Origin of the sequence: Aneurinibacillus sp. Ricciae_BoGa-3, from assembly GCF_028421645.1 — a bacterium.
Taxonomy (GTDB): Bacteria; Bacillota; Bacilli; order Aneurinibacillales; family Aneurinibacillaceae; genus Aneurinibacillus_B.
Map to the genome: position 1 here is coordinate 377983 of NZ_CP116887.1, position 25949 is coordinate 403931.

Genomic DNA, 25949 nt, shown 5'->3' on the forward strand with positions numbered 1-25949 from the left:
ATATTAGTTACAAAGGTAGCGACTAAGGTTGTATTGGAGGATTTATGAAAGAAAGCATTTTAGAAACATTAAAAAATCTAAATTTTACCGAATATGAAGCGAAAGCATATCTTACCCTATTGGAAGAATCACCATTAACCGGCTATGCAGTAGCAAAAAATTCCGGTGTACCACGTTCAAGAATATATGAAGTTCTGGACAGTCTCGTCATGCGCGGAGATATTCTGGTTAGTCCCGGAAACACACCACAGTATACTCCTGTTCCTGCAAAGGAGCTAATTAAAAACCGTCGAATGAAAGCAGAAGAGAATTTTGAACTGGCAGAAAAATCATTAGCGGAGTTTGAACGTTCTGCAAATGACCGTGAAAATATCTGGAATATCACGGGACGCAATGAAATACTCGATAAGGTAAAAGCTTGTATATTATCTGCTAAAAAAAGAATTCTCTTAGAGATTTGGGAAGAGGAATTCGAAGAATTGGAGTCTGAACTAAGACAGGCAGCAAATAGAGGGGTCAATGTAACGATTATTGCTTATGGGGAAATTGTCTCTGATTTTGCTAATATTTACCTTCATTATATGGGTCATGAAATTACAGAAGAGTATGGTGGACGATGGCTTGTTATTAGTGGAGATGATTCAGAAGTAGTAGCAGGTATTGTCTCGCTGGGTAAAGATAGCCGTGCAGCATGGACAATGCATGTAGGTTTAGTAATGCCAATTACAGAAGTCATGATTCATGATTTGTATCTCATGGAAATTATGGAGAAACATAGAGAACTTTTAGAGGAAAGTTTTGGGGAAAACCTCATCAATTTACGTCGCAAATTTTCTATCCACCCAGATTTTAAAAAACATTATGTAAAATAGATTTGTACTATTCTTGTCTGTTTTATACAACATAATAAGAAAAGCATTACTTCATAGCAAATAATGCTTTTCTTATTCAATTAAAGGGCGCGTTACTTTAACTGCCGGGCTGCCATCGCTGGATCGCTGGCAGTTTGTTTCTTTAACAAAAGGCAGGTAGTTAACAATCCTCATTACAAAATAAACTTATAAATAAATTATGTAAGGGAGTAGGTATTAGTAAAATTGGTTTATTTTATCATTACTATTAGGCCGACTAACTACATTTATTTTACTATTTGTGGAAAAAAGATAAATTTGGCTGGGTATTCTTAAACTAAAGGGAGCTTATCTGGAATAAGATTTAGGCATCGATCTTCACCCTTGCTTGGTAAAACCAAAAGTCCCTCCCATTAAAATGATGGAAGGGACTAATCCTGAAAAGTTCAATGGTTGGTATTTTTACTGGATTTCTTTCCGAAGTTCTTTTAATAAACCGGATTTGGAATTTATCCCCAAGATAAAGTGACCCAACGCCTTAAGCATCAAGTCACCGACCTGTTCCCCAGGCGGGATTTCAAGTTCTTCAAGGAGATCTTCTACAGTAATTGGTAAGTTGCCAATACTTTCAATTAACAGGTGTCGTTCAATTACATAGCGAGCTTCTAAATCGAAGTTAGGGTCCTGAGGGGATATTATATTGTGTCTAATCCGTTCTAACCACCTGCTTTCGTTCTTTTTGCGATAGTTTCCAACATCTACGGTTCTTCCCATTTCCAAGGCTACAATATGTAGTACGTTATCAAGACTATCCGGCTGACGAATCATATTTTTTGATTCCCGCCATTGCTCTAACACAACTTCTTTAAATTCTTCCGTTTTCAATGACTCTAATTCTCTACGGATTCCCTTGAAGAATTCCTCTCCTTGAATTAACAGGGTCTGCAAACATTTAAGCCAATCAGCTTCTTCTAAATTTGGGTGTTCTTTGCCACAAGCATTTTTAAACCACTGTTGACATTTATCTGCACATTTCCGGACTCAGTGTAGATGGAAAAGTCGACATGACAAATGGAATGCCTAAGTATACAGTTACTCTTGATCAAAATAAAATTCAGCAGGCTGAGGTAAAACTGATGATATTACACACATTTTCAATCGTTACTTCAACCAGCCGACAGACTTCTCCATTACGACGAGCGCTCGTGCCATTGCGGGTGATATGTATCTGGATCAATTACAGCAAAAAGGCACTGGTGCAACCATAAATGCCGTAGAGCCATCCAAACTTATCGCTTCGCTTGGTGCTGAGACAGTAACTGGAAAGACCGGACAAAAAATTCGCTTAGATCAGCTTGCAACCATTTCCACAAATCACACACCTTCTTCTATGCAAGAGCGTGACGGGCAGCCATTTACCTCGGTGACAGCTCAGATTACATCAAACGATATGAGTGGTGTGTCTGCTAAAGTAGAGAAAACCCTTGAACAGACACCGCTACCTAAAGGCGTTACGTTCTCATTAGGCGGAATTTCAGAACAGGTTACACAAATGATTATTGAAATGTCAATAGCTTTGGCTTTCTCTGTCCTGCTTGTCCTGCTGATTACCAGCGCTGTCTTTAAAGGATGAAGAGCTCCTTTAGCTGTTCTTTTAAGTATCCCATTGGCATTGAGTGGGGTTGTATTGAGCCTCATTCTCTTTGGAGGAGAATGGAACCTGTCTGCGTTGATCGGTGTACTGATGCTTGTAGGTATTATGGTTACCAATGGTATCGTTATGATTGATAAAATTGAGCGTAATCGATTGAAGGGAATGGAACTTCGTGAAGCTATTACCCGAGGAAGCTTATCCCGGGTTCGTCCAATTTTCATGACGGCTGGAACGACCATTTTGACTCTTCTGCCGTTAGCACTTACACACAGCTCGGATACTGTCATTTCCCAAACACTTGGGATTGTAGTCATTGGTGAAATGATTACTTCAACCCTCAATAGTTTCCTTGTGATTCCTATTATTTATGAATGGCTGCAGGGACGCAAAGTTAAGATACAAAAATTACCTGTTAGGTCATCTGAAAATCCAACCTAGTGATTCAATTTTTAAAATCTAAGAGGGCACAAAAAACGTCATCTGCTACGGTTGGCGTTTTTTGTGGATTAGCACTTGATTTCGAGTGTTTGTTATTTAGACCGGCGTTTATCGATTAATAAATCTGAGCAATAAACGCGAATCAAACATTGACACAACAAAAAGCGAATCGGGCATATGCGTTCTACATGGGGGAGAATCTGAGAAAATAAAGAAGCTCGCCTGCAGAACCAGACCAGCTACTTTACTATTGTATCCTACTACGAATTACTGTACAACGACGGACTCCTCTTGCAATTAGTGTTTTAGCACGTTGTACGGTAATAGGTACTAATACCGCATCGTCCCTGGTGCTATTTTCAACATCAAATATCGAAAATGCTTTGTTGCCATCGATAAAGATACATTTAAATTCAACTTTTGTTCCTGGACTTGCAGTCGGTTTTGTACTACTAATTTGGCATCGCTTAATACCACCAGCAAGGAGTCGTGCAGCTTGGTCGTTGGTTAGTCTAATGATAACGTCAGGTTCAATTTCAACTCCAGTGGTTTTTGCTTCTATTTCGGCTATCAGAAAAAAGCGTCCATTTACTTTGAAGATACACCTTGCTCCAATTTTTACGGCACTTGTTGTTGCCATTTTTCATCCACCCCCTTATACCACTACCATATGAAGACGGGCTCAGAAGTGATTTAGACAAATTAATAAGGCACAGTTTAAATTTAAGCTACGAGCAGGATAACTAATATCATTGTAAGAAATGGTTCCTTGAAAGAAAAATTACATGTTCCAACGGTGTGAATAATCGTTTTTTTAACACTCCATCATATGCCCCGGCACATGACCTGAATCTACACATAAGCCCATATATTTGCTAATAGCGGGAAGTTATTTAGGCCCCTTCTCTTAGAATAAAGAAGAAAGGATGAGGAGATTGAGCAAAGTAACTCTAGCAGTAAGCCCAGAAATAAGAGTGGGTGGATCGGTTTTTACTTCAGAGGATTTAATTGCAATTGCAAAAATAGCTGGAGATGATGCCAAAATTGAGCTCACCACTTTTCAACAACTTGTTGTTGAAGTAAATGTAGAGGAGGCAGAAGATGCAAAGCAACAGCTGCTTAAGCAAGGATTATGCGTATACGAAACTGGTTCGGTTGTGAAGAATCTCTCTGTATGTAATTTATGCAAGGGCGCAGAAATTGAAGGGTTAAATGCAGCGCGGAATGTAAATAAGGCAATCGTTGGGCTTTCCACTCCCTTCGGCATGAGAGTCGGCTACTCTGGATGTCCCAATGCTTGCGGAGAACCATTGTTAAAGGATATAGGGATTGTAAAGCGGAAGGAATCCTTTGACATTTATATTGGGGGTACACCGAAAACATTAAAAGCGGGCACAGGAAACTTATTGATGCAACAGGTGAGCGAGAAAGAATTGCCTGAGTTCGTTAAGAAATTGATCACCCTGTATCAGCAGCATGGATTAAAGAAAGAGAAATTTAATGAATTCATTAGTCGTTATGGAATGGAAAGTATCAAAAAAGAATTGATTACCTCGAAGGATTCCGTTGGATAAAGCAGTTTTCCCGCAGATATCATTTTGTTTGTATGTAAAAACTCCTGGATGGATAACAACCAACCAGGAGTTTTTACTAGGGTGGTCTTATGCGGTCATTTTCCGGCAGGAAACAGCACACCTGCGACATGCATCCGCGCATTTTTGACAGTGTTCGGCTTTGTGCTTTCCAAATTCATCGGCGCATGCTTCACAAATATCAGCACAGCCCTTACAACCATGTATACATCGTCGGTGGAAGCCATTGCATTTCCAACAAACAGCAAGGCGATGTGGATAACATGGTTGAAATTGAAGCAGCTAATGGCATGGGACATGGTGGGCTGGTTCTTTTTGCGATGGTTAATCATGCCTGGACTTGTTTTGCAGGGACGTGGTGTCTATTCGTAATAAGTTCGCTTTCAAACCAATGATTTTTTTGAATCCCTTAAGGCTCGTATAGGGATACACTGCATATCGAGGCAGTTCATATAGAGGGCTGCCCGGATAAACTCTTCCTGGATGGGTTGTAAACGCCAGATGGAATCCTTCTTGTTTTATAATGTCGATCGTATATGGATTGTATTGAACATTTATTCTAATTCTATCTTAACAAAATCAGTGTACGATACAGTAAACAGAAAAGAAGAAAAGGGGAAAAAAGTTGAAACCAAAAGTAAGAGCAGTCCTAATATGGTCTGCAATTGGTTGTTTGGCACTTATTGTTATCATCAATTTTATTTTTAACCATGCAGCCACATCTTCCGCCAGCCCTACAAATATAGATACATTAAAGGGAGACACAAATAAAGAACAACAGAACAAGCTTCATAACAGAAAGACCCCAGTACCGATAACCGTTACTGAACAAGGGAATGTTGCATTACCACTAGGTAAATTAATTGATAACATTCCTACAAAGGATAACAAAACGGTATATTTGACCTTTGATGATGGTCCTGGAGTTTATACCAAAGAGATTGATTCCATTCTTCATCAAAATGGTGTCCATGGTTCGTTCTTTTGGATTGAAGACCAGATTACAAATGATCTGGGCCATTTTGGTCATCAAATGATCCAGCAGGGAAATGTCATTGGTTCTCATACGATGCATCATGATGCCCTTGGTAAGGAAAATGCTGAACAACAACAACAGGATTTGGCCACATCAGCCGACCTGATTGGAAAGAAAATCGGTGAAAAAATTGTTTACATGCGCCCGCCATATGGCTCAGTAAATAAGTATACAAAACAAGTTGCCAAAGGGATCGGCGAGTATATCGTGTTTTGGCAGGTTGATAGTCTGGATTGGAGTTTAGCACATAATCCAGAGAAAATTCTAAGTAATATCGAGCACGATGGTGTGAAACCCGGTTCAATTATTTTAATGCACGAACGGAAACAAACCGTTAAAATGCTTCCAAAAGTTATTCAGTATTTGCGAAGCAAAGGGTACAATATGGTGGCACTTCCTGCGTCTCCTATTCCTAAAGAAGAAATAAGAAGTTAAATATGATCAACACGTACCAGATGAAAAAGAATGAAATAAACATTAAAAAGAAAAGCCATACACCATACGGGAGTGGAGATAATGGGGACATGGTTTACTAGGTTTTACGATATATTTATGGAGCCTTTAGAGCGCAGGGGCCTACGGGATATTCGAAGAAAGCTAATACGAAACGCGTCAGGTACGGTACTCGAGATTGGCTCGGGAACGGGAAATAACTTTCCTTATTATGAACAAGTTGAAAAGGTTGTTGCGATTGAACCGGAATTATTCATGAGGGAACGATCTTTAAAGAGGGTAAGCACTGTCCAAATACCAATTGAAGTTATTAGTGCTGGGGCAGAGGCCCTTCCCTTTCCAGATAATACGTTTGATACGGTTGTGGGCACATTGGTTCTTTGTACAATCGCAAATCCATCAAAAGCTCTTTCGGAAATTCGGCGGGTTTGCAAACCAGACGGAACTGTTCTATTTTTTGAACATGTAAGATTGAATAATAATCCATTTTTGGGCCGGTTGCAGGACTGTCTGACGCCAATATGGAGGCGATTATGTCACGGGTGCCATTTAAACCGTGATAGCCTACAACAAGTAACAATGGCCGGATTCAAAGTGCTCCGTGTTGAACGATACTTTAAAGATATTTTTATTGCTGTTGAAGCAGTTAATAAAAAAATCTAGGAATACTGCCATCTTTAACAAAATTGTGTCTTTAGCTGAACTTCAATGTTTCTTCACAACCTTTTGGTATAACAGAAATAGAAACCAGAAAAGAACAGGAGAAGAAGGGATGAGGAAAAGTGAAGAAACATAGCTTACTAATCGCTTCCGTTTTTGCAGGAAGTTTACTTTTAGCGGCATGTGGTTCAAAAGCTGAAGTCCTATCTGCAAAGGCGTCGCATGATAAGCCAGCGGTAACAGAAACATCTAAATCGTTGGCCAGCATCAAAGATAAAGGAAATCAAGTTACCGTTGACTTGGTAGCCAAAGCAACCGAGCAGGAGTTGGCAAAAGGTGTGACGATGCCTGTATGGACGTATGGCGGAACTGTTCCGAGTAGGAAATTCGGGTGAAACAGGGACAGGAAGTTGTGGTGAACCTAAAAAATGAATTGCAGAAGAATGTAACGATTCATTGGCATGGTTATCCCGTACCGTCCGAAATGGACGGTGTTCCAGGAGTATCACAGAATTCAATTAAACCGGGCCAAACTTTTACGTATAAATTTAAAGCAACTGTTCCGGGAACGTACTGGTACCATTCCCATGTCGATAGTGTTCACCAGATAGACAAGGGGCTCTATGGGGCGTTTATCGTTGAAAAGAAAGATGAACCGCAAGTAAACAAAGATTATACCGTCATACTCGATGAATGGGAAACAGGCACTTCAAAGAATACCCACTCTATGAATGGCATGGATCATTCTCAAATGCAGAACATGTCTCATGGTGATATGGGCAACATGTCAAGCGATGGCATGAACAACATGTCCGGAGACAGTATGCAAAATATGTCCCAGCAACAAATGGAAAGTAAGATGAATATGGATCATATGGCTTCCTATAATTTGTTTACCGTCAACGGTAAATCGGGTTCTTTAATTGAACCCGTTCAGGTGAAAACTGGGGATAAAGTAAAACTGCGTTTTATTAATGCTGGGTATCAACTACGCTTAATGGATTTCGGAAATGTCTCCTATAAGGTAGTTGCGACGGACGGGCAGGATATTCAACAACCGGCAGACATAAAAAATAAATTATTACCAGTCGCCCCCGGTGAACGATACGATGTTGAGTTTATCGTGCCTTCAACTAGTTTCGCGATAATGGATCGCACCCAGCGGCCAGCCGCAAAAGATATAAAAATTCTGGTTAAGAATCAGGATAATAACCAAGTCGCCCAAAGTGGCCAGATGAATTCTCAGTTGTTTGATGTTACAAATTACGGAAAAGGCCAAATAGAAATCCCTAAAAAATTTAACAAACAGTTTAAAATGGTGTTCCAAGATGTAATGGATCCCAGTTCTGATATGGGGATGAAGTACACGATAAACGGCAAGTCTTTCCCTAACACCGAGCCGTTAAATGTAAACAAAAATGAATGGGTAAAAGTAACCTTTGAAAACAAAGGACAGGCAAATCATCCCATGCACTTACACGGTCATTCGTTTATCGTTCTTTCCAAAAACGGTGTGCCGTTAAAAGGATCGCCTATTATTAAAGATACGCTGAATGTAAAGCCAAACGAGACCTTTGAAATTGCCTTCCATGCGACTAATCCGGGTGACTGGATGTTCCACTGCCATGACCTGCATCATGCAAGTACAGGGATGGCCACGGTGGTCCACTATGTAGGGTATAAAACACCGGCTGGAGTTGATAAAGCAGGGGTGAAGGAATAAAAATTAACTGTTTTGTTATGGCTGGTTAAAAATTTTTTGGGGCAACTTGTTGCATAAACCAAACGGGTTTACTGATAGTAGGTATAAAAGCAAGCATTGCACTAGGAAATTGCACGGTACGGGGTACTCTTAGGTTGTCGGTTCATAGTCACCCAGCCTCATAGTGATAAAATGATGGCGACAGAATAAAGCACAGTTCTTAAAAATAAGCGGGTTTTAGACCCGCTTATTTTTACATGTTTTCGAGAACCCCAAATTTAAATAGTAAAGGGCATCATGATGCATTTGGAATCTATACTTCAAAAAGGGGCTGTTTCGGCAGTCCTTTTTTTATTCCGCTATTGGGCAGAATAGTTGAATAAACACAAATTATGTTCAAAAACATTTGGACCCGATCGGCACCAACGGTTGTTTCTAAGAGAATGACCTTTCCTGTGGTAGGGAGCTTTTGGGAGATACATCTGTCACATTTACTTGGTAAGCAAAAGCCCGTTCAAATTGAACGGGCTTTTTTAGGAGGGAGGTCTATGGGTTTTCAGAGATTGCATCTGTGAGATTTACCCATTATCGGTCACAACCTCTTTCGCAACCTTCAGAAATGATCACAAGCAGAACAAAGATAACAAGAACGAATCGAATGCCTGTAAAGAACATACTATCACCTCCGATGTTGAATGGAGTAAACTACACTTCATGCGATGGAGAGAAGGTTAGACCAGTAATGGATTATCAAAAGAAATTCGTTTTTGCTATTTCAAATGTAGTTTCCATGTATCATATGATTCGTTTTATCTTTGTTGTGGACAAGTGCTCAGTAGACTCATTTTTGGATTTATATCCGATAACATAACAAAAGCTGGATAACTAAGGGGGAAGTGCACGAGATAACATATATTTGTTGTTGTTAATACCGGAAGCCATATCCTCTTCCTCTTTAAATAAGGGACGGATGATATTACTTGCATGGAGCAGAAGCCTTAGGGTTTATCATCTAAATTTCTAATGGTTCTGCTATTAATCGATGTTCATTATAGTTGGGATGTAACCCATCGATAAATAACAGCTTATTTTCGTGATGTAAAAAAGGAGGCATACACAGGAACAATCTTTCTATGGGAGTCGGCTGCTTTATGGAGAATTTCATTTAACTCTTTCACCAACTGCTGAGCTAGAGGAAATTCAGGAAGAGCGTTATGGAGATCGATATAGCGGTTCTTATTGTTCAATTAACGAGGATCTTTAGCGTGATACGATTATTTCAGCTCCAATTTTTACTTATACTTCCAAATTTGAACAGAACTTTCCTAAGAAATAGTGGATCTTAGATAGGTAATAATAAAACTGTAGGAGTATATGGAAGGGATTACATTGATGGAAGAGTCAAAATGGGGTTAATAGACTAGGACAAGAATGGCTTTTTTTCATATCCTATATTGAAGCTACAAATTATCGATAGTTAGGGGGAATCATAGTTGGCAAACCTTCAGCAAGAGATGGTTAAAAACGTAGGTAAATGGAAAATGGTTCATACAAAATTTGGTTCTTATTATGGAAAAATTGAAAGCGTAAATAACCGGGGAGTGACGATGCTAATCCCATCTTTTTATGATGTCAGTCCATCCATGAAGCTTATTGAAAAGAATATTGATGTTAAAGCGGAGGATTTTCAAGGCGAACGGTTCTTTAGACGTCCATTTAGACGCTTCCACCGATTCTTTTTCCCTTTTCTGTTTCTCTTACCGTTTTTATTCATTTGATAATTGCTATTTATGTCCATGGATTACTTAATATAATTAACCAAGTTATCTGGGATAAAGAAGAAAGCCCACCCGAACCCTGGTGGGCTCTTTGCTTTACCATTTGAATGTTATCTGATCTTAATAAAATCAAATATGTTTACTGTTATAACAGAACTGAAGGGCTCTTCTCCTTAGGCAACCAAGGTTTCCTTTATGAAACTAGAAACTACGGGCACCACCGCCACAACGTGCACCTCCGCCACCAAAGCATTGACTGCCGCCAAAGCATTGACCGCCGCCAAAGCATTGACCGCCACCAAAGCATTGACCGCCACCAAAGCATTGACCGCCACCAAAGCATTGACCGCCACCAAAGCATTGACCGCCGCCAAAGCATTGACCGCCGCCAAAGCATTGACCGCCACCGCCGCAGCGACCGCCACCACCACCACAACGACCGCCACCGCCGCATTGTCGAGTAGAATCATAGAATTGGTCTTGAGAGCTAACAGGAATCATCGGACCCACCTGGAAATTAGAAACTTTCAACCCTTGAAGTTCTTTTTGAAAATCATCCATTTTTACAACCTCCGTTTATTAAAGGAATAAGCTGTGACAGCAGCGTAACCAGCAGATGGTATGAAGGACACAACGAAGAAAATAAGAAAAACAACTGAGTAAAGTCACTTTCCTTTAAATGAATTTATTCGTTACAAAGTTAACCATATGCAAAAGATAAAAAAGCCGTATAGACGTTTGTCTATTGGACGTACTAAATATTTTTGAACGTTATATCGGATATCGTCCATAATTTCTATTGGGATATTAAAATGATTGATATTAGGCAATTAAAATGGATTTAGTTGTTGTGCTAACGGGGATCAAGAGCATTCTAAGAAGTATCCGTTTTTAGCTATTGAACTATAGATCCCCAATAGTTCAATAACATCTTAAAGGGGCATAAAAAAGCCCCTGTAACAGGGTAACTCTCAACCTATACTATCCATCATTTAGTAAATTGTGACATTGTGGTTTAGGAATTTTGTCCAGTTCGTTTTGCGGCATTGTTATTAAGTTCAAAATAAAGAATAGTAATCCTCCGAAAACAACATGTCGTATACCCATTCCTGATATAAATAATCCACTTACGGAATCACCAATTGGTGATTCTAAAGTTACCGAATGCTAAAAAAGACAAGCCTGCTTGGCTTGCCTCTTGGACTTCAGCGCACTTCATTCTGTTATGTTAATTAAATATCAAGTTTTCGGGTAGCCATCCATTTCACGATTTCAGGATCGTTATGCGAAAAGAACAAGCTCTTTCCCGTATCTAACGTAGTGATTCTCTCCATATCCTCTTGGCTTAATTCAAAGTCGAAGATATTCAAGTTTTCGATGATTCTTTCCTTACGAACAGATTTTGGGATAACAACAACACCTCTTTGGGTCAACCAATGTAAAACTACTTGAGCAACAGATTTTTTGTGCTTTTCAGCTATAGATACTAAAACTTCATTTTGGAAGAGGTCATTTCTCCCTTCAGCAAAAGGTGCCCAAGACTCGATTTGAACATTGTTTTCTTTCATCAGTTTTGCACTTTCGATTTGTTGGCAGAAAGGATGTGTTTCAACCTGGTTTACGGCAGGGATGACTTCGTTGCGAAGCATTAAATCGAGCAGACGGTCCATCTGAAAGTTACTCACTCCGATTGCTTTGACCTTGCCTTCACGATACAATTCCTCCATAGCCCGCCAAGAGCCAAAAACATCACCAAACGGTTGGTGAATGAGGTATAAATCCAAATAATCCAATTGTAGTCTTTGTAGTGATTTTTCGAATGCTTTCTTTGTGCGCTCATAGCCGGTATCTTGAACCCAGAGTTTTGTAGTGATGAATAATTCCTCTCTTGGTACTTCACTGCGTTTGATTGCTCTGCCAACTGCTTCTTCATTTAGATAAGAGGCGGCTGTATCAATCAGACGATAGCCGGCCTTAATGGCATCGTAAACGCTTCGTTCACATTCATCTGCATCTGGAATTTGATAAACACCAAAGCCTAGTATCGGCATCTCAACACCATTGTTCAGAGTTACTTTTTGCATATGAAATCCTCCAGTTTTTTTAATATAAGTTTCCGTTATTTACCCACTCTATTTGCATATTCTGCCGGATAGCGATCTCCCGAAATTTCGATCTTGGAGAGCGCATCGTTCAAATTACTTAGTTCCTCTGGAGTCAGCTTGACGTCCACAGCGCCAAGATTCTCTTCCAGGCGCTTCATTTTGCGTGTGCCGGGAATCGGAACAATCCATGGCTTCTGGGCAATCACCCATGCAAGTGCAATTTGAGCCGGTGCTGCGTCTTTCCCCTCAGCAATCTTCTTTATCAGTTCAACTAAGACCTGATTGGCTTCTAGATTCTCCGGTTTGAAGCGTGGCACAATGCTGCGGAAGTCGGACTTAACAAATGTTGCACTTTTATCAATTTTTCCGGTAAGGAAGCCCTTGCCCAGCGGACTAAACGGAACAAAGCCGATTCCGAGTTCTTCAAGGGTAGGTAGCAGCTCTTCTTCAGGATTTCGCCACATCATGGAGTATTCACTTTCAATGGCAGTGAGCGGCAAAATCGCGTGTGCCCGGCGGATTGTTGCTACCCCAGCTTCAGACAGTCCCCAATGCTTAACCTTACCTTCCTTAATTAGGTCTTGTACGACTCCAGCTACTTCCTCAATCGGCACATTTGGGTCAACACGGTGTTGATAGTACAGGTCAATGGTATCTACTTTCAGGCGTTTGAGGGATCCTTCAACGGATCGCCTAATCTGCTCTGGCTTGCTGTCCAACACCTGCTTACCATCGACCATTTGAATACCAAACTTAGTTGCGATAACCACCTTTCCCTTGAATGGGGCAAGTGCTTCACCTACCAACTCTTCATTCACATAAGGACCATAAACTTCAGCTGTGTCGAAGAAAGTAACACCGCGGTCAATTGCCGCATGGATCAGCGAGATCATATCTTTCTTGTCCGATGCGGGACCATAACCATGACTCATTCCCATGCAACCTAGCCCGATAGCGGAAACTTCCAAACCACTTTTTCCTAATTTACGTATTTGCATGTTTATCTTCCCTTCCTTTTTTATAGTTTGTGCATTGTGGATGCTTCTTAAGAATTCGTTGCCAATCTTTTGCGATCAACAATAAAGTGTGAACAAAAACTTGAGCATCTTTATTATCCAATAGATTCAACAGATACTGGTATCACAATCGTATCAAATGATTGCCTGATCCTATCACGAAGATTTACTTAACGGGTAAATATGATTATAATTGGACCACCAACAGTGAAGGAGCAAGGAGGTTCCCATGTCTGAACAAATAAATACACAGCAGGTTGAACTCACCAAACTGATTGAGCGTAATACAGGTCGGGACGGTGCTCACGCGACTGCTATTCCCTGTTTATTTTTGTCTCGTTACTCTAGTGTTACCGGACCAAATTACGGAGTTTATAAACCTTCCTTATGCATTGTAGTACAGGGTGACAAGGAGATATTGCTCGCAGAGGAGTGTTATAAGTACGGTCCAGCCGATTACCTTGTTGCATCCGTTAACTTACCAATTACTGGACTAGTAACACAAGCCTCTTCCCAGGTTCCGTATTTGGCTCTGAAACTTGAATTAACGTCGACTCAAATCCTAGACGTTTTACGTGATTCTAAAATCGGAGTTGACAAGAAGGAAAATCCTAAGCGAGGTATGTATGTCAGCCGGATAGAACCGCCTCTGCTAGACGCGGTAACCAGATTAATGCGTTTACTAGACAACCCTAAAGATATTCCGGTAATTGCACCTCTAGTCACAAAAGAAATCATCTATAGGGTGCTACAAGGAGAACATGGGGGTGTGCTGAAACAAATAGCAATAGATGGAAGTGCCACCAATCAAATCAGTGACGTAATTGACCATATAATGGACAACTATAATCGTTCTTTTCGGATTGAGGAACTTGCAGAGATAGCTAATATGAGTGTTGCTACGCTTCATCGGCACTTTAAAGAGGTAACCGCAATGAGTCCAATTCAGTTCCAAAAACATCTCAGGTTGCAGGAAGCTAGGCGCCTGTTATTATCCGATCCAATTGATGCAGCTGATGCTGCATTTCAGGTAGGCTATGAAAGTGCCACGCAATTTAGCCGTGAATATTCTCGCATGTTTGGTTTTCCACCCAAGGAAGATATAAAGCGCCTTAGGGGCAAATATGAACAAACTTTAAACGTATGAATCCCTTGCCCACGACGGCGTGAATCCCAGATAGAATATAAAAAAGGAGCAGATGTCTAAGACAATCTGTTCCTTTTTTCGTAGTGGGTTATCATCGTTATTCAGCTATCCTGCCCGATAGTTGAACAACGAAAAAAGGAGCCAGTACACTGACTCCTCCGCTATTGATCCTCGTTACCACAATAAGCAATTACCTTGGGATATCTAAAACTGAATATTAATTGAATCAATTTCATAATTATTTTTTGTTCAGATGCTAAGGCTCCCAGAATTTCAGTATTTTGATTTTAAAACGACCGTAGGTCGTCGTAATAGCTTAGGCTGCTTTGCAATTTAATTTGGTGTTAATACGGTTAACGGCAATTTTACAGGCATTGAACAGTAAGCATATTAAATCAGTGTGAACTCTTGCAAGACCTCCAGAACGGTATCGGATGTTATTTAACTGGAAATATTCTTTTAAATAGGCATTTACTCGTTCAACAGAAGTACGCTCTTTATAAAGTTCTTTCCATGCCTTACTTCCTCTTGCAGGAGCAGGGTAACGCCGTAAATCCTTTGTCTTTTTGATTTTAATGATTTTTTGACATAACGTGTCATGAGCTAGTGGACATTCTCTGCATTCCTTCGGTCTTGTATATTTGAGTGTCTCGTATTTCTTATCATAGCTGTCATAACGATAGGAATGCTCCCGTACACATGTCGGTGAAAAATGCTTGTCAATACCGATAGGTGGCGCTTAATTTCGCTTATTATAAGCAATAATACCATCCGCCTTCATGCGATGGATCTGTTCGTAGATCGGATTGTAGTCATATCCAGCGTCTGCCATCACTTTCGTGATGTTAAGAACGGGAAAACGCTCAGCCACTCCTTTTACAGGGGGATAGCAGCTTTCGCATCATTCATATTTCCTGAAGAGAGCAAGTGAACCAAGATATATTGACTTTTTGTTTCCGCAGCTAAATGAAGCTTGTATCCAAACCAGAAAACATTGGCTCTTCGCTAATTACCATGATTTAGAGATAATTTAAAAGATTAATAGGACAGGGAACTGTTATTGGTTGAACTCACGAAATCCGCTTGAATCCACCCGGTATATGTTTTTCTTATCCTGTTCATACTTGGAGTAGGACAGGGACTGTTATTGGTTGGACGAGCGAATGATGCTTGTTTTCATACCGGTAATTGTCCTTTTTTCTTTACTTGGCTATTTCTAACTTTCCAGCGATTAGGTAAATCATCGTCATAAGATTTTGTATCGTTCGATAGCCTCGTGCTTTACGTTTTGCAGCTTGAACAAGGCTATTGATGCCTAAGAGACCATTGGTTATTTTCGACTGAAACCATTGTAAAATGCCTTGTTTGTGATGCTTAATGGTTTTCGCTACTTGAACCATCGCTTCAAGCCGGGAGCGAACAGCCCAGTTGTACCATTCTTGCAAATAAAGATCGGCTAGTAAGGCGGGCCTTGTCCAGAAATCTTGAAAAGCCAGCTTTAGATGATACGCTTTCGTCGTTTTCAGATTCATTTCTTTTAAGCGAATGAGCTGCTCTTTCTGTTTTACATTGAGATTTTTTTCATTTTTAAGCCAAACATACCGGCTTCTTTTTAGTTCCGGTATTTCTCTTTGTTCCTGTCGACGCACCTCATCGACCGCGTCATTAATCAGCTTCAAAATATGAAACTTATCGAAGGTATGATTTGCATTAGGAAAGTGCGTTTTCACTCCTTGAATAAAAGCGGGAGATAGATCACTGCAGAATTCTTCTATTTGTTCTGCTGCTCCATTTTTCGTCTCTAATTCAGCTTTAAATCGCTTCAGTGTAGAAGCGTCTTTTCCTTCTGTAGCAAAGATGACTTTTCGCTGTTGTATGTCAACAACTAAACTCACATATTGATGTCCTCTTTTAGAGGATGTTTCATCAATGGCCACTTTCGTTACCTTTGACAAATCTTGCTTTTCGAGTTCCTTATGGACATAGAAGCGAAGAGTACGCCATAAACGGGTGTCATGTTCGCGCATAATACGAGCAGCCGCATTCACCGGCATTTCTTTTACCAGTTCTAATACCCGAAACTCGAAGAGTTCCGTAAAGCCGCTGCCTGGGCGAGACCAAGAAACAGAAGCAGCTTTCACTTTATCGCATTGCTCGCAACGTACACGCGGAAGAGGAGCATGCAGAAAAGAGGTATACTGCCAGAAATCCAAGTGTCGCCAGACACGTTCCTTTACCACGATGTCATAGAAGGGCTGGTTCTTTGCACCACAAGTGGCACAGGGAAAGTTGCCCTTACGGTCAAAATCTAAATAAATATCCAAACGACCATTGTTCAAATCAAATTCCTTGCGGATGACATACCAAGGATATTCAAGTTGTAAAGCTGCTTGATACATTTCTAAGTCTTGTTGTTCATTAGTTTTCATTGAGCTATTCCCCTTGTAAAAAGTATGATAGCTCTATCATTAACATATATGTTTCACGCTAGACAGCGAGGAAGCAAAAAAATAATAGAGATGAAGTCATTGCCACTTCCATTGAACACCTTGTTCCTTCGGACCATTTTTTACGTTCAGTAGATAACATTATCGATTTTTCATTCATTGAGGAGAAACTATCTTCCTACTATTGTGAAAACAACGGAAGACCTTCGATTCACCCTGTCACACTTTTTAAGATGATGTTTATCGGCTATTTTTACGGAATACACTCCGAACGCCAACTAGAAAAAGAAATTCTAACGAATGTGGCTTATCGGTGGTTCTTATGATTCAACATAGCCGAGCCGGTTCCTGATCACTCTACAATCAGTTTTAATCGACGAACTCAATAAAGGGGTTGCTTCTGCAACCCCTTTATTACAGGTGACATTTGATATTATTTTTCATAACTTCTTCTTCTTGAAGTTCATACGTAGCTACTTTATAACTGATTATTTCCAAATATTTTAGACTTTCATTTATTTTATTTTGTACCTCTAATTTGTGTTGCATCATCATCTCTTTTCTTTGCAGGAATGTAGCATTTCCTAATTCATAAAGGTCTATATATTCCTTTATTTTTGAAATTGGCATTCCTGTCTCCCTTAGACAACGAATGAATTTAATCCACTCGATGTTTTCTTCGCTATAAATTCTACGACCTTTGGAATCACGAGAGATTTCGTTTAATATCCCTTCAGTTTCATAAAATCTAAGAGTATTTGCGGATATATTTAAATGATCAACTACATATTTCATCGAATATGACATCTACCCGTCCCCCTATTTTAGTTATAGTAACTATAACTAAAATCATACCAAAAAAGATAAAAAAATTCAATAACCCTTATATAATAATGCTTCCCACATATAAGAATATAAAATTGACTTGTTGTAACAACAATAACTTACAATAAAGTGTAACAACTAATAGAAGAAATTTTAAATCACCGTAAATCACATGTAAGTCACTGGAGACTCTAAGGAACGAAGTAGGTAAACATATATGATTAAAGTGTGGTTTATTACGGGAGCTGCCCGTGGATAAGGTTAACTGAAATAAACAAATAAAGGGGTTATAAAAATGAACGTTAAATACAGCAAGTTATTCGAGCCTTTCACATTCCGAAGTGGAGTGAGTATTAAGAACAGGTTAGTCATGGCTCCAATGACAACTTGGTCAAGCAACGAGGACGGTACTATTTCTGATGATGAAGTAAAGTATTATAGCCGCAGAGTAAATGGTGTTGGGCTTGTTATTACGGGTTGCACTCGTGTTACTCCAAACGGACAAGGTTTTACGGATGAATTCGCTGCGTACGATGATAAATTTATACCAAGTTTACGGAAATTAGCTAACGCTGCGAAAACTGGAGGGTCCCCTGCCCTACTCCAAATTTTCCATGCTGGTAATAAAGCTGTGACGGAACTTATTCCAAATGGAGAGGTGGTAAGCGCAAGCGCAGTGAAGACGGAGGCCACTCTATTTGCTGCTGAAATATTACCCAGAGAACTATCCCACGAAGAAATTTTGGATATGATTCATGCTTTTGGAGAAACGGCGAGACGAGCCATTGAAGCAGGGTTTAACGGTGTTGAATTACATGGGGCGCATGGATTTCTACTTCAAAATTTCTGGTCTCCCGCGACTAATCAACGGACGGACCAATGGGGAGGAACACTTGAAAATCGCCTACGGTTTCCGCTTGCAGTCATTAATGAAATCAAAAATGTCATTAAAAAACATGCTACCAAACCATTTATGTTAGGATATCGGGTTTCCCCTGAAGAATCATCAACAGAAGGCGGATTAACAATGGAAGATACGTACCAATTAATTGACCGCCTCATTGAGCAAGATTTAGATTACATCCATGCTTCATTAGATGATGTATCATCTAAACCAAAAACCAGCCAGAACGAAAAAACACGACTTGAACTAATTCTCGAAAGAGCGAACGGGAGAGTGCCTGTAATGGCTGCTGGTTCCATGAGAACTCCAGATGATGCACTGAAAGCTTTCGAATTAGGCTTACCGTTAATTGCCATAGGTCAGGCGTTAATTATGAATCCCAATTGGGTCGAGTTGGTCGCAAATGGACGTGAAGATGAAATAGAAACAGCACTGAAGATATCAAAACTAGACCAACTGGATATTCCTGAAAAGCTATGGAATGTCATTCAAGCCACGACTGGTTGGTTTGCGGTAGAAACTACCGATAAAGTAACTAAATAAAAGAAAGAAAAGAGATACTCCTGAAGTGCCTCTTTTCTTTGTGTTTTACCTAAGCTAACCTGCCAATTAGCATAGTAAATAAAATGGCTGCCGTAGCAGCCGGTATTTAGTAACGATCCTCGTTGTTAGAGCTATTGTGTGACTACATCCGTATGATAATATGGATAATCCATTTGTTTTTGGATTTTCATTACCGCTTCTTTTCCAGCAAAAAGTTCACATAAATATAGTCCGAGATCCACTGAAGTTGCTACCCCTCCACCAGTAATAGTGTTTCCATCCTTTATAACCCTCTGGGATTGAACGTGTTCTGTATATAATCCAAGCAAGTCGAGAGCGTTAGGATGAGTCGTTGCCTTTTTTCCTTCTAAGAATCCAGAAGCTCCTAGAAGGAGAGAACCCGTACATACAGAAACTTTATAAGGGACTACTTCAGCCGTTTTCAGCCAATTAATAAATTCAGTGTCATGAATTAATGTTCTCGTTCCCATCCCACCAGGGATAAATATCAAATCATAAGCTGACAAATCTGAACGCACCTTATTTACACTGTATGTAATTCCGCGATCATCATTTACTTGTTCAGTATAGGCACATAAATCCCAATGGAGGTCATCTTTAATTCCCATAGTTTTCAATCGAGTAATACCATCATAGAAACCCACAAAATCGAGAGAAGTCATCTGGTCAAAAAGGATAAAAGCAATCTTCATTGATAAATCTCGCCCCTATCTTGTAATTTAATCTTACGTAGTCAATTCTTTACATACCAAAAAATACCTTCCGGATTTATTACGCTAAACTGCCCAATAGCTGAACAACGAAAAAAGGAGCCAGTACACTGACTCCTCCGCTATTGATCCCCGTTAGTTCAAGCAGAATATTATACTAATCATTTAATCCCTTTCCATTGAGAATTTGCTGCATACATTTTTCTATTCTTGACTCCCGAGTTTTTGATTGTTTGGCTGCTGAAAAATAAAGAATGTATGCTCTTTGCCGTCCTAGCGTCAATGCCTCAAAAGCAGTTTTCAAGGCAGGTATTTCATCTAATTTCTTTTGAAGTTCTTCAGGAATTGGTTCTGGATTCTTTTTAATATTTGGTTTTACACCAGATTTCTCCACTTCAATGGCTTCATAAATATATGCTTTCAAGGTGGGTTCCATCTCAACTATATCTTGAACATTGGTGAACCGAATCTGACGCCCCACCTGCGTATTCTCTCCAGGTTTGATTAGAATACCATTGGCATCCTTTAATAAGGAACCTTTGATAAAGTTAATCGCACAGTATTCTTTAAATGCACTCATTAAAACTATGTTTCGTTTCTGATATGTGTAACAAGGTTGAGACCACTTCAATTCTTCAGTCAGTCCACAGTCAAGAAGGATCATTCTCAGTTTCTTCAATTCTTCCTGCCAATTATGGACTTTACAGTTAGGAGTCCCTCCCAGAGGGCAACGCATGCAACCCTCAGTGAAATATGCATCAACCTTAGGATTCATTCTTTTGTTTGTCATCAAGGTACACCCCTCTTTCACATCTTCATCGAACGATTTCTTATTGGATTAACCGAGTACATTCGGTACTCCTAAAGAAATTTACGATAAGTCTGGTATGACTGATGGATTGAAAATCACGTCTGATACTGGTATTTTCGACTTTGTTGGTATTGAACCTGTAGAACACTTACTTTTTGGAAGCATCGGTTATCTTGATACAAAAGCATATAAAGGCATTTTAAATAAAGTTGAAGATACAATTAATTTCCATTTCTCAAAGACTACTAATGTTAAGTAGACCGTAAATTAAAAAGCACAAATATACGACCTGAGTCCTGATATGGACTCAGGTTATTTTAGTGCGCCCGGCATGGGCATTATCTATAGGGTTCAAGTCCCGAATGGTGAAGGCAGTAGTAACCATAGCTTAAGGCAAGGGTGTCGACCGTGAGGTCGAATCTGAAGGAAGCCGGCGGCAAACCTCCGGTCTGAGGAACACGAACCTCATATAAGGCTAACATTCGTTGGATGAGTCTGCTAAACAAGACGAAGTCCATACTGCCGAAGGCGAATGAGAGTAAATGAGGCAGATAGATGGAGGGGAAGATAATGTTCTTACCCGGGGAGATCTGTCTGACATGCCGAGTTCCCTTGGCAACCTTATCCGTGAGGATAAGCTGAACAGACAGAAGTCAGCAGAAGCCATAGTACATGGGTTGTGACGACAAACCATGGAAGGGCTGAACATTATGGAGAATGAAAGACAAGGCGTTCGAAGACACGCGATGAAGGCAGACAATCCGAAAGGACTTATCTGAAGGAAGAAGTGGTGAATCCACGGGGAACTTCAGAAGGGCGGAGTGTGCGTTCGGCACAAATTGGGCCTTTCATTCACGCAAGGAGTATACGTTATGATTGAACAATTGCTGTCACGGAACAATCTCTTACTTGCCCTAAAGCAAGTGGAACGGAATAAAGGAAGTCATGGCGTGGACGGTATGTCAGTTAAACTCCTACGAGCACATATTAAGGAACACTGGCATGACATTCGCCGTTCCATCGAGATGGGCTCCTATAAACCGAGCCCAGTCCGTCGGGTCGAAATCCCGAAACCGAACGGCGGCGTGAGGCAGTTAGGCATCCCTACCGTGACCGACCGTTTCATTCAACAGGCACTTGCGCAAGTATTGACGCTTCTCTTTGCCCCTGGCTTTTCTGACCATAGTTATGGATTCCGCCCTGCAAGGCGAGGACATGATGCCGTAAGGAAAGCGAAGCGCTACATGCAGCAGGGATATAGGTGGGTGGTCGACATGGATCTGGAGAAATTTAGCGATATTAATTTAGAGTGGCCCTCGCCTATTTAAGTTAATTAACGTTTATTATCTATGTTTTTCTAATTAAATCGCAGTATTTCAGAATTACGTACCCGTTCGGGCACCGTAAGGTGCTTGAAAACAAGTTACTGGTTTACCGCATAAGCCTATGACAGTACGCATTTTACGCATCGGATGGCGTTGAGAAAGTTGTTTTAAGTCTGTAATGGTGATGTGTAGATAAATTTGAGTCGTATTTAGGCTCTTATGGCCTAATAATTTTTGAATGGCCACTAAATGAGCGCCTTCTTGCAAAAGGTGAGTAGCACATGTATGTCGCAATTTATGGGGAGTGACTTTCTTATCGATACCAGCTCGTGCCGCATATTTCTTAACCATAAACTGAATAGCTCGAGAAGTTAGCGCACCTCCCTTTTTGCTGACAAAGAGCTCAGAAATAGTGCTAGTTCTAGAAGTGAGGTAATCCTTAATGACGTCTTCAACGATTGAATCCAGTGGTACATATCGCTCCCGTCCCCCCTTTCCTTGAATCAGAATTCGTTTCTCTTCCCAATGGACATTACGTAGCTGGAGGGAGCAGATTTCACTTACTCGTAGTCCAACTGAGTAGATCAAAGTAAGGATTGCCCGGTCACGGCGGCCTAAAATAGTTGTGGTGTCTGGTTGGGTGAGTATCTGTTGAATTTCTTTGTTTTCTAAGACCACTGGAAGTCGTTCCGGTGTATCGAGAAGTTTCGGCCATTTTTTTCGTTCATCTTGTTTAGGAGTTATTATCTCCATAAGAATGAGATAGTCGATAAATGCTGAAAGGGTGGCCAATTTACGTTGCACAGCAGAAGAACCATTCTTACGGTCAACACGAAGGTAGCGGATATAATCCACAACCATTTTAGCTTTGGAGGGATTGTCCATTTGTGGGTAGTCATTTCTACAAAATGTTTGCCAAACTTTCATATCGATGGCGTAGGCATCGGCGGTTTTAGGACGACAACCTCGAACAAATTGGGTATAGTCGAGAAATTCTCTAAGAATGGCTTCATTATTCATGCTTTTTCTCTCCTGACACGGGTGGAATATTTCTGCGAAGTAGGCTAACGGCTTTTCTGATATCCTCGAAATCGGCGTGAGCATAGGGGGTGGTTTCTTTTAATGACTTATGTCCAAGTGCTTTAGCTATGAGCTTCTACTCTTCCACCTCGTTGGATAAGATGAGCCGTAAAAGTATGACGAATGGTATGAGGGCTAACAGGCTTTTCAATATGAGCAGCTTCGGAATATTTTCGTATACGCCTTGTTATGGTCCATGGTTTAATACGAGTTCCTTTTTGATTCAATAGGAAAGGGCCCGATTTGGCTTTGCGATAGAGTCCAACATACTTTTTTAAGTCGCCAATAGCTGCTTTAGGAATAGCTGTTTGACGATCACCTGATTTTCCTTCTCGTACATGAATCCAGCCTTCTTTTAGGTCCACATCTTCGATGTTTAGAGCACTCAGTTCTCCGACACGGAGCCCTGTTGCATAGAGTACCAAAAGAGTAATAAAGTCCGTAAAACCTTGGTTAGTTGAGCGATCAGGTGCAGAAAGTATACGTAGCATCTCTTCTTCCGTTAAATAGGTTTGTTCTTTCGGTTGTTTGGGTACCATTTTAAGTGCCTCCATCGGATTTTCAGTTCTCCAGCCACGGTCTATGGCGTAAGCCATAAATGAGCGAAGGTGGGATAGATTTTTGTCTATCGTACAAGGAGAGATTCCGGCTTGTCTACGAGCACTAAGCCAGCGAATGATGTCTACGGCACGTAACACCTCAATTCCTTTCTCCAGACAATGTGGACAGCCTACGGCAAATCGAGTAAGACTAAAACGAAATTCCTTTAACGTACCCTTCGAATATTTCTTCATACCCTCTGCAGTTCGAAGGAATTCTTGAATTTGTTCTGCTAATTTTCCTGTAAGAGGTTCAGCTATGGGAGTCATCGTATATTTTCGACGTAGTGGTTTATTTTGGCTAGATACGTTAACAATTTCCAACTTGGGTTTTGATGAACAAGACATTTCGTTGATAGGGTGTGACTCCAGTGTTGCTTCTATCTCTGGGTTTTGAATCCGAGTATAATGAAGGGTTGTTGTCAGCCGTTTATGGCCTAACCAGTCTTTGATTTGTACGATATTGCCTCCTTGTTGATACAGATGACTTGCACAAATATGGCGTAGTTGATGGGGGCGAAGGGATTTTTCCCACATCTCATGATATTTCCTAAAGGTAGCACCTATTAAGTTGTTGTCCATCGCTTCTTTCCGCCAGGTTAAGAATAGCGGTGCGTTAGGTTCAAGATCATTACGCGTAGCTAAATAAATCTGAAGTAATTCTAATATCTCATTAACGACGGGAACTCGCCGTTCTTTTCGCCCTTTTCCTTCTCGAATGATGAGAACTTGTTCTTCCCATAGAATATCTCTGATCTGTAAGTTTGCTGCTTCTCCAGCTCGAATGCCGGAGGCATACAAAAGAGCAAATAAGGCCAGATTACGCTTTCGGATAGGGTCGAATTGACGACGGCTCAAACAACTGTCGATTTGCCTTTTTAATTCCTTTAGGCAATCTTGAATTTCCTCTATTGAAGCGATCTCAGGTAAGGATTGATAAAGATCTAGATTCGTATACCTTAGATGACGAGCAGGATTTTCTAAACGTAATTCTTGCTGCACTAAATAATTAAAAAAAGAACGAAGTTGACTAATGATTACATTTCGGTATCCAAGAGATTTACTTTCTGTACGTTCAATACAGTAGTTCTCCAGGTGAACGAGTTGAACGTTTTGAAAGTTGATGGATAAGTTCTCCAGATATTGAGCTAGCTTTTTGAGTTCCCGCCAAGTAGCTTTCACCACTTTTGGCGTATATCCTCGAATAATGGTTTGATATTCTCGATAATCCTCGATGATAGATTCCATAAGATGTGTACCTCTCTGAAGTTAGTTTACAAGATCTCACGATCTTGTCTAGGGATGATCCTATGGGTCTATCTTATATCGCTAAAGAGAAATTCTTCGACAAAGTGAATCATGATCGGTTGATGAGGAAGGTAGCGGAGAAAGTAGAAGATAAAACGGTTCTTCTCTTGATTCGTCGATTTCTTCAAGCGGGTGTCATGATACATGGAGTTGTCAGAGATTCGGAAGAGGGCACGCCGCAAGGTGGTCCACTAAGTCCGTTGCTTTCCAACATCGTATTAGATGAACTGGATAAGGAACTGGAGAAGCGAGGACACAAGTTTGTCCGCTATGCAGACGACTGTAATATTTACGTTCGTACACGTAAAGCGGGAGAACGGGTGAAAGCATCGGTGACCAACTTTATTGAAGAAACACTCAAGCTTAAAGTGAATCAGGAAAAGAGTGCGGTAGACCGTCCATGGAAACGCAAATTTCTAGGATTTAGCTTTACCTTCCATGTCAATCCGAAAGTCCGCATCGCTCCCCAATCTCTGAAAAGAGTTAAACAGAAAATCCGCGCGATCACGTCCCGGAAGAGTCCGATGGCTATCGATGATAGAATCGAGGAACTCAATCAATATCTCATGGGATGGTTGGGATACTTTGCGCTGGCAGATACGCCAAGTGTTTTCAAAAGTCTTGATATGTGGATTCGCAGACGATTGCGGATGTGCCTATGGAAACAGTGGAAACTTCCCCGTACAAAAGTAAAAAGGCTTATCGCTTTAGGTGTTCCTAAAGCAAAAGCCTTCGAGTGGGGTAATTCCCGCAAGGGATACTGGCGTATTTCCAACAGTCCTGTCCTGGATCGAACGTTGAATAATCGATTCTTCGAATCGCTTCAGCTTAAGAGTCTGGCAGAACGATATGACTCGTTGCGGAGTACATAATGAACCGCCGTATACCGAACGGTACGTACGGTGGTGTGAGAGGTCGGGGGTTAATCACCCCCTCCTACTCGA

22 protein-coding genes and 6 pseudogenes are annotated in these 25949 nt (G+C 40.6%); 15 read left to right on the plus strand and 13 right to left on the minus strand.

Features of this window, described 5'->3' with window-relative positions:
- The first annotated feature begins 44 nt into the window (after window positions 1-44).
- Window positions 45-872 (plus strand): TrmB family transcriptional regulator, encoded by an 828-nt coding sequence (locus PP175_RS02000; protein ID WP_272441213.1) that lies wholly within the window; start codon window positions 45-47, stop codon window positions 870-872.
- 441 nt (window positions 873-1313) lie between these two features.
- Here PP175_RS02000 and PP175_RS02005 read toward each other — a convergent pair whose 3' ends face one another.
- On the minus strand, window positions 1314-1736 hold the full coding sequence (locus PP175_RS02005) for a hypothetical protein (RefSeq protein WP_272441214.1): 423 nt from the start codon (window positions 1734-1736) through the stop codon (window positions 1314-1316).
- A gap of 337 nt (window positions 1737-2073) precedes the next feature.
- On the opposite strand from PP175_RS02005, the pseudogene PP175_RS02010 reads away from it, so the two are divergent.
- Window positions 2074-2943, plus strand: a pseudogene (locus PP175_RS02010) (efflux RND transporter permease subunit).
- Between the two features lie 247 nt (window positions 2944-3190).
- Here the strand turns inward: PP175_RS02010 and PP175_RS02015 are convergent.
- Window positions 3191-3583: a hypothetical protein gene (locus PP175_RS02015; protein ID WP_272441215.1), complete on the minus strand. Its 393-nt coding sequence runs from the start codon at window positions 3581-3583 to the stop codon at window positions 3191-3193.
- A gap of 295 nt (window positions 3584-3878) precedes the next feature.
- Here PP175_RS02015 and PP175_RS02020 point away from each other — a divergent pair, with 295 nt between their 5' ends.
- The gene (locus PP175_RS02020) at window positions 3879-4517 is read left to right on the plus strand and encodes a nitrite/sulfite reductase domain-containing protein (RefSeq protein WP_272441216.1); all 639 of its coding nucleotides are present in this window, start codon (window positions 3879-3881) and stop codon (window positions 4515-4517) included.
- 87 nt (window positions 4518-4604) lie between these two features.
- On the opposite strand, the gene PP175_RS29810 is transcribed toward PP175_RS02020, so the two are convergent.
- Window positions 4605-4817: a four-helix bundle copper-binding protein gene (locus PP175_RS29810; protein ID WP_442870443.1), complete on the minus strand. Its 213-nt coding sequence runs from the start codon at window positions 4815-4817 to the stop codon at window positions 4605-4607.
- Between the two features lie 343 nt (window positions 4818-5160).
- Between PP175_RS29810 and PP175_RS02030 the strand changes: the two genes are divergently transcribed.
- The 5 genes from PP175_RS02030 to PP175_RS02050 all read left to right on the plus strand — a co-directional run bounded on the left by PP175_RS02030 (window position 5161) and on the right by PP175_RS02050 (window position 10164).
- The gene (locus PP175_RS02030; RefSeq protein ID WP_272441217.1) at window positions 5161-6006 is read left to right on the plus strand and encodes a polysaccharide deacetylase family protein; all 846 of its coding nucleotides are present in this window, start codon (window positions 5161-5163) and stop codon (window positions 6004-6006) included.
- An 81-nt stretch (window positions 6007-6087) separates the two neighbouring features.
- Complete coding sequence (locus tag PP175_RS02035) at window positions 6088-6687, plus strand: class I SAM-dependent methyltransferase (RefSeq protein ID WP_272441218.1); 600 nt, start codon at window positions 6088-6090, stop codon at window positions 6685-6687.
- A gap of 119 nt (window positions 6688-6806) precedes the next feature.
- Complete coding sequence (locus PP175_RS02040) at window positions 6807-7079, plus strand: cupredoxin domain-containing protein (protein WP_272441219.1); 273 nt, start codon at window positions 6807-6809, stop codon at window positions 7077-7079.
- Window positions 7076-8407 carry a multicopper oxidase family protein gene (locus PP175_RS02045; RefSeq protein ID WP_272441220.1) on the plus strand — a complete coding sequence of 444 codons (1332 nt, stop codon included), beginning with the start codon at window positions 7076-7078 and terminating at the stop codon, window positions 8405-8407. The genes PP175_RS02040 and PP175_RS02045 overlap by 4 nt, the downstream gene beginning before the upstream one ends.
- Before the next feature lie 1472 nt (window positions 8408-9879).
- Complete coding sequence (locus PP175_RS02050) at window positions 9880-10164, plus strand: hypothetical protein (RefSeq protein ID WP_272441221.1); 285 nt, start codon at window positions 9880-9882, stop codon at window positions 10162-10164.
- A gap of 173 nt (window positions 10165-10337) precedes the next feature.
- Here the strand turns inward: PP175_RS02050 and PP175_RS02055 are convergent, their stop codons facing one another.
- The 3 genes from PP175_RS02055 to PP175_RS02065 form a co-directional block, all read right to left on the minus strand.
- Window positions 10338-10634: a hypothetical protein gene (locus PP175_RS02055; protein WP_272441222.1), complete on the minus strand. Its 297-nt coding sequence runs from the start codon at window positions 10632-10634 to the stop codon at window positions 10338-10340.
- 762 nt (window positions 10635-11396) lie between these two features.
- A complete protein-coding gene (locus PP175_RS02060; RefSeq protein ID WP_272441223.1) occupies window positions 11397-12248 on the minus strand; it encodes an aldo/keto reductase in 852 nt (283 codons plus the stop codon).
- A gap of 35 nt (window positions 12249-12283) precedes the next feature.
- Window positions 12284-13267, minus strand: coding sequence for an aldo/keto reductase (locus PP175_RS02065; RefSeq protein WP_272441224.1), 984 nt, complete (start codon window positions 13265-13267; stop codon window positions 12284-12286).
- Window positions 13268-13514: 247 nt separating this feature from the next.
- Here PP175_RS02065 and PP175_RS02070 point away from each other — a divergent pair, with 247 nt between their 5' ends.
- On the plus strand, window positions 13515-14432 hold the full coding sequence (locus tag PP175_RS02070) for an AraC family transcriptional regulator (protein ID WP_272441225.1): 918 nt from the start codon (window positions 13515-13517) through the stop codon (window positions 14430-14432).
- Between the two features lie 316 nt (window positions 14433-14748).
- On the opposite strand, the pseudogene PP175_RS02075 reads toward PP175_RS02070, so the two are convergent.
- Together PP175_RS02075 and PP175_RS02080 are read right to left on the minus strand one after the other, a co-directional pair.
- Window positions 14749-15428: pseudogene (locus PP175_RS02075) on the minus strand (transposase); the annotation flags it as partial.
- Window positions 15429-15634: 206 nt separating this feature from the next.
- Window positions 15635-16861 (minus strand): ISL3 family transposase, encoded by a 1227-nt coding sequence (locus tag PP175_RS02080; RefSeq protein ID WP_272441226.1) that lies wholly within the window; start codon window positions 16859-16861, stop codon window positions 15635-15637.
- Between the two features lie 98 nt (window positions 16862-16959).
- On the opposite strand from PP175_RS02080, the pseudogene PP175_RS02085 reads away from it, so the two are divergent.
- A pseudogene (locus tag PP175_RS02085) lies at window positions 16960-17265 on the plus strand (transposase); the annotation flags it as partial.
- A 28-nt stretch (window positions 17266-17293) separates the two neighbouring features.
- Here the strand turns inward: PP175_RS02085 and PP175_RS02090 are convergent.
- Window positions 17294-17686 (minus strand): MerR family transcriptional regulator, encoded by a 393-nt coding sequence (locus tag PP175_RS02090; RefSeq protein ID WP_272441227.1) that lies wholly within the window; start codon window positions 17684-17686, stop codon window positions 17294-17296.
- A 313-nt stretch (window positions 17687-17999) separates the two neighbouring features.
- Between PP175_RS02090 and PP175_RS02095 the strand changes: the two genes are divergently transcribed.
- The gene (locus tag PP175_RS02095) at window positions 18000-19151 is read left to right on the plus strand and encodes an NADH-dependent flavin oxidoreductase (RefSeq protein ID WP_272441228.1); all 1152 of its coding nucleotides are present in this window, start codon (window positions 18000-18002) and stop codon (window positions 19149-19151) included.
- Window positions 19152-19282: 131 nt separating this feature from the next.
- Here PP175_RS02095 and PP175_RS02100 read toward each other — a convergent pair whose 3' ends face one another.
- A complete protein-coding gene (locus PP175_RS02100) occupies window positions 19283-19864 on the minus strand; it encodes a DJ-1/PfpI family protein (protein ID WP_272441229.1) in 582 nt (193 codons plus the stop codon).
- A 175-nt stretch (window positions 19865-20039) separates the two neighbouring features.
- Window positions 20040-20672: a YdeI/OmpD-associated family protein gene (locus PP175_RS02105; protein WP_272441230.1), complete on the minus strand. Its 633-nt coding sequence runs from the start codon at window positions 20670-20672 to the stop codon at window positions 20040-20042.
- Between the two features lie 55 nt (window positions 20673-20727).
- Between PP175_RS02105 and PP175_RS02110 the strand changes: the two are divergent.
- The 3 genes and pseudogenes from PP175_RS02110 to PP175_RS02120 form a co-directional block, all read left to right on the plus strand.
- Window positions 20728-20952 (plus strand): annotated as a pseudogene (locus PP175_RS02110) (NAD(P)H-dependent oxidoreductase); the annotation flags it as partial.
- 283 nt (window positions 20953-21235) lie between these two features.
- Entirely contained in the window at window positions 21236-21376 is a 141-nt protein-coding gene (locus PP175_RS02115) for a hypothetical protein (RefSeq protein ID WP_272439345.1), read from the plus strand.
- A 189-nt stretch (window positions 21377-21565) separates the two neighbouring features.
- Window positions 21566-21991: pseudogene (locus PP175_RS02120) on the plus strand (reverse transcriptase domain-containing protein); the annotation flags it as partial.
- A gap of 84 nt (window positions 21992-22075) precedes the next feature.
- Here PP175_RS02120 and xerA read toward each other — a convergent pair.
- On the minus strand, window positions 22076-23038 hold the full coding sequence (gene xerA / locus PP175_RS02125; protein WP_272439344.1) for a site-specific tyrosine recombinase/integron integrase: 963 nt from the start codon (window positions 23036-23038) through the stop codon (window positions 22076-22078).
- Window positions 23039-23160: 122 nt separating this feature from the next.
- On the minus strand, window positions 23161-24945 hold the full coding sequence (locus PP175_RS02130; RefSeq protein WP_272441231.1) for a tyrosine-type recombinase/integrase: 1785 nt from the start codon (window positions 24943-24945) through the stop codon (window positions 23161-23163).
- 86 nt (window positions 24946-25031) lie between these two features.
- On the opposite strand from PP175_RS02130, the pseudogene PP175_RS02135 reads away from it, so the two are divergent.
- Window positions 25032-25877, plus strand: a pseudogene (locus PP175_RS02135) (reverse transcriptase domain-containing protein); the annotation flags it as partial.
- Window positions 25878-25949: the final 72 nt, after the last annotated feature.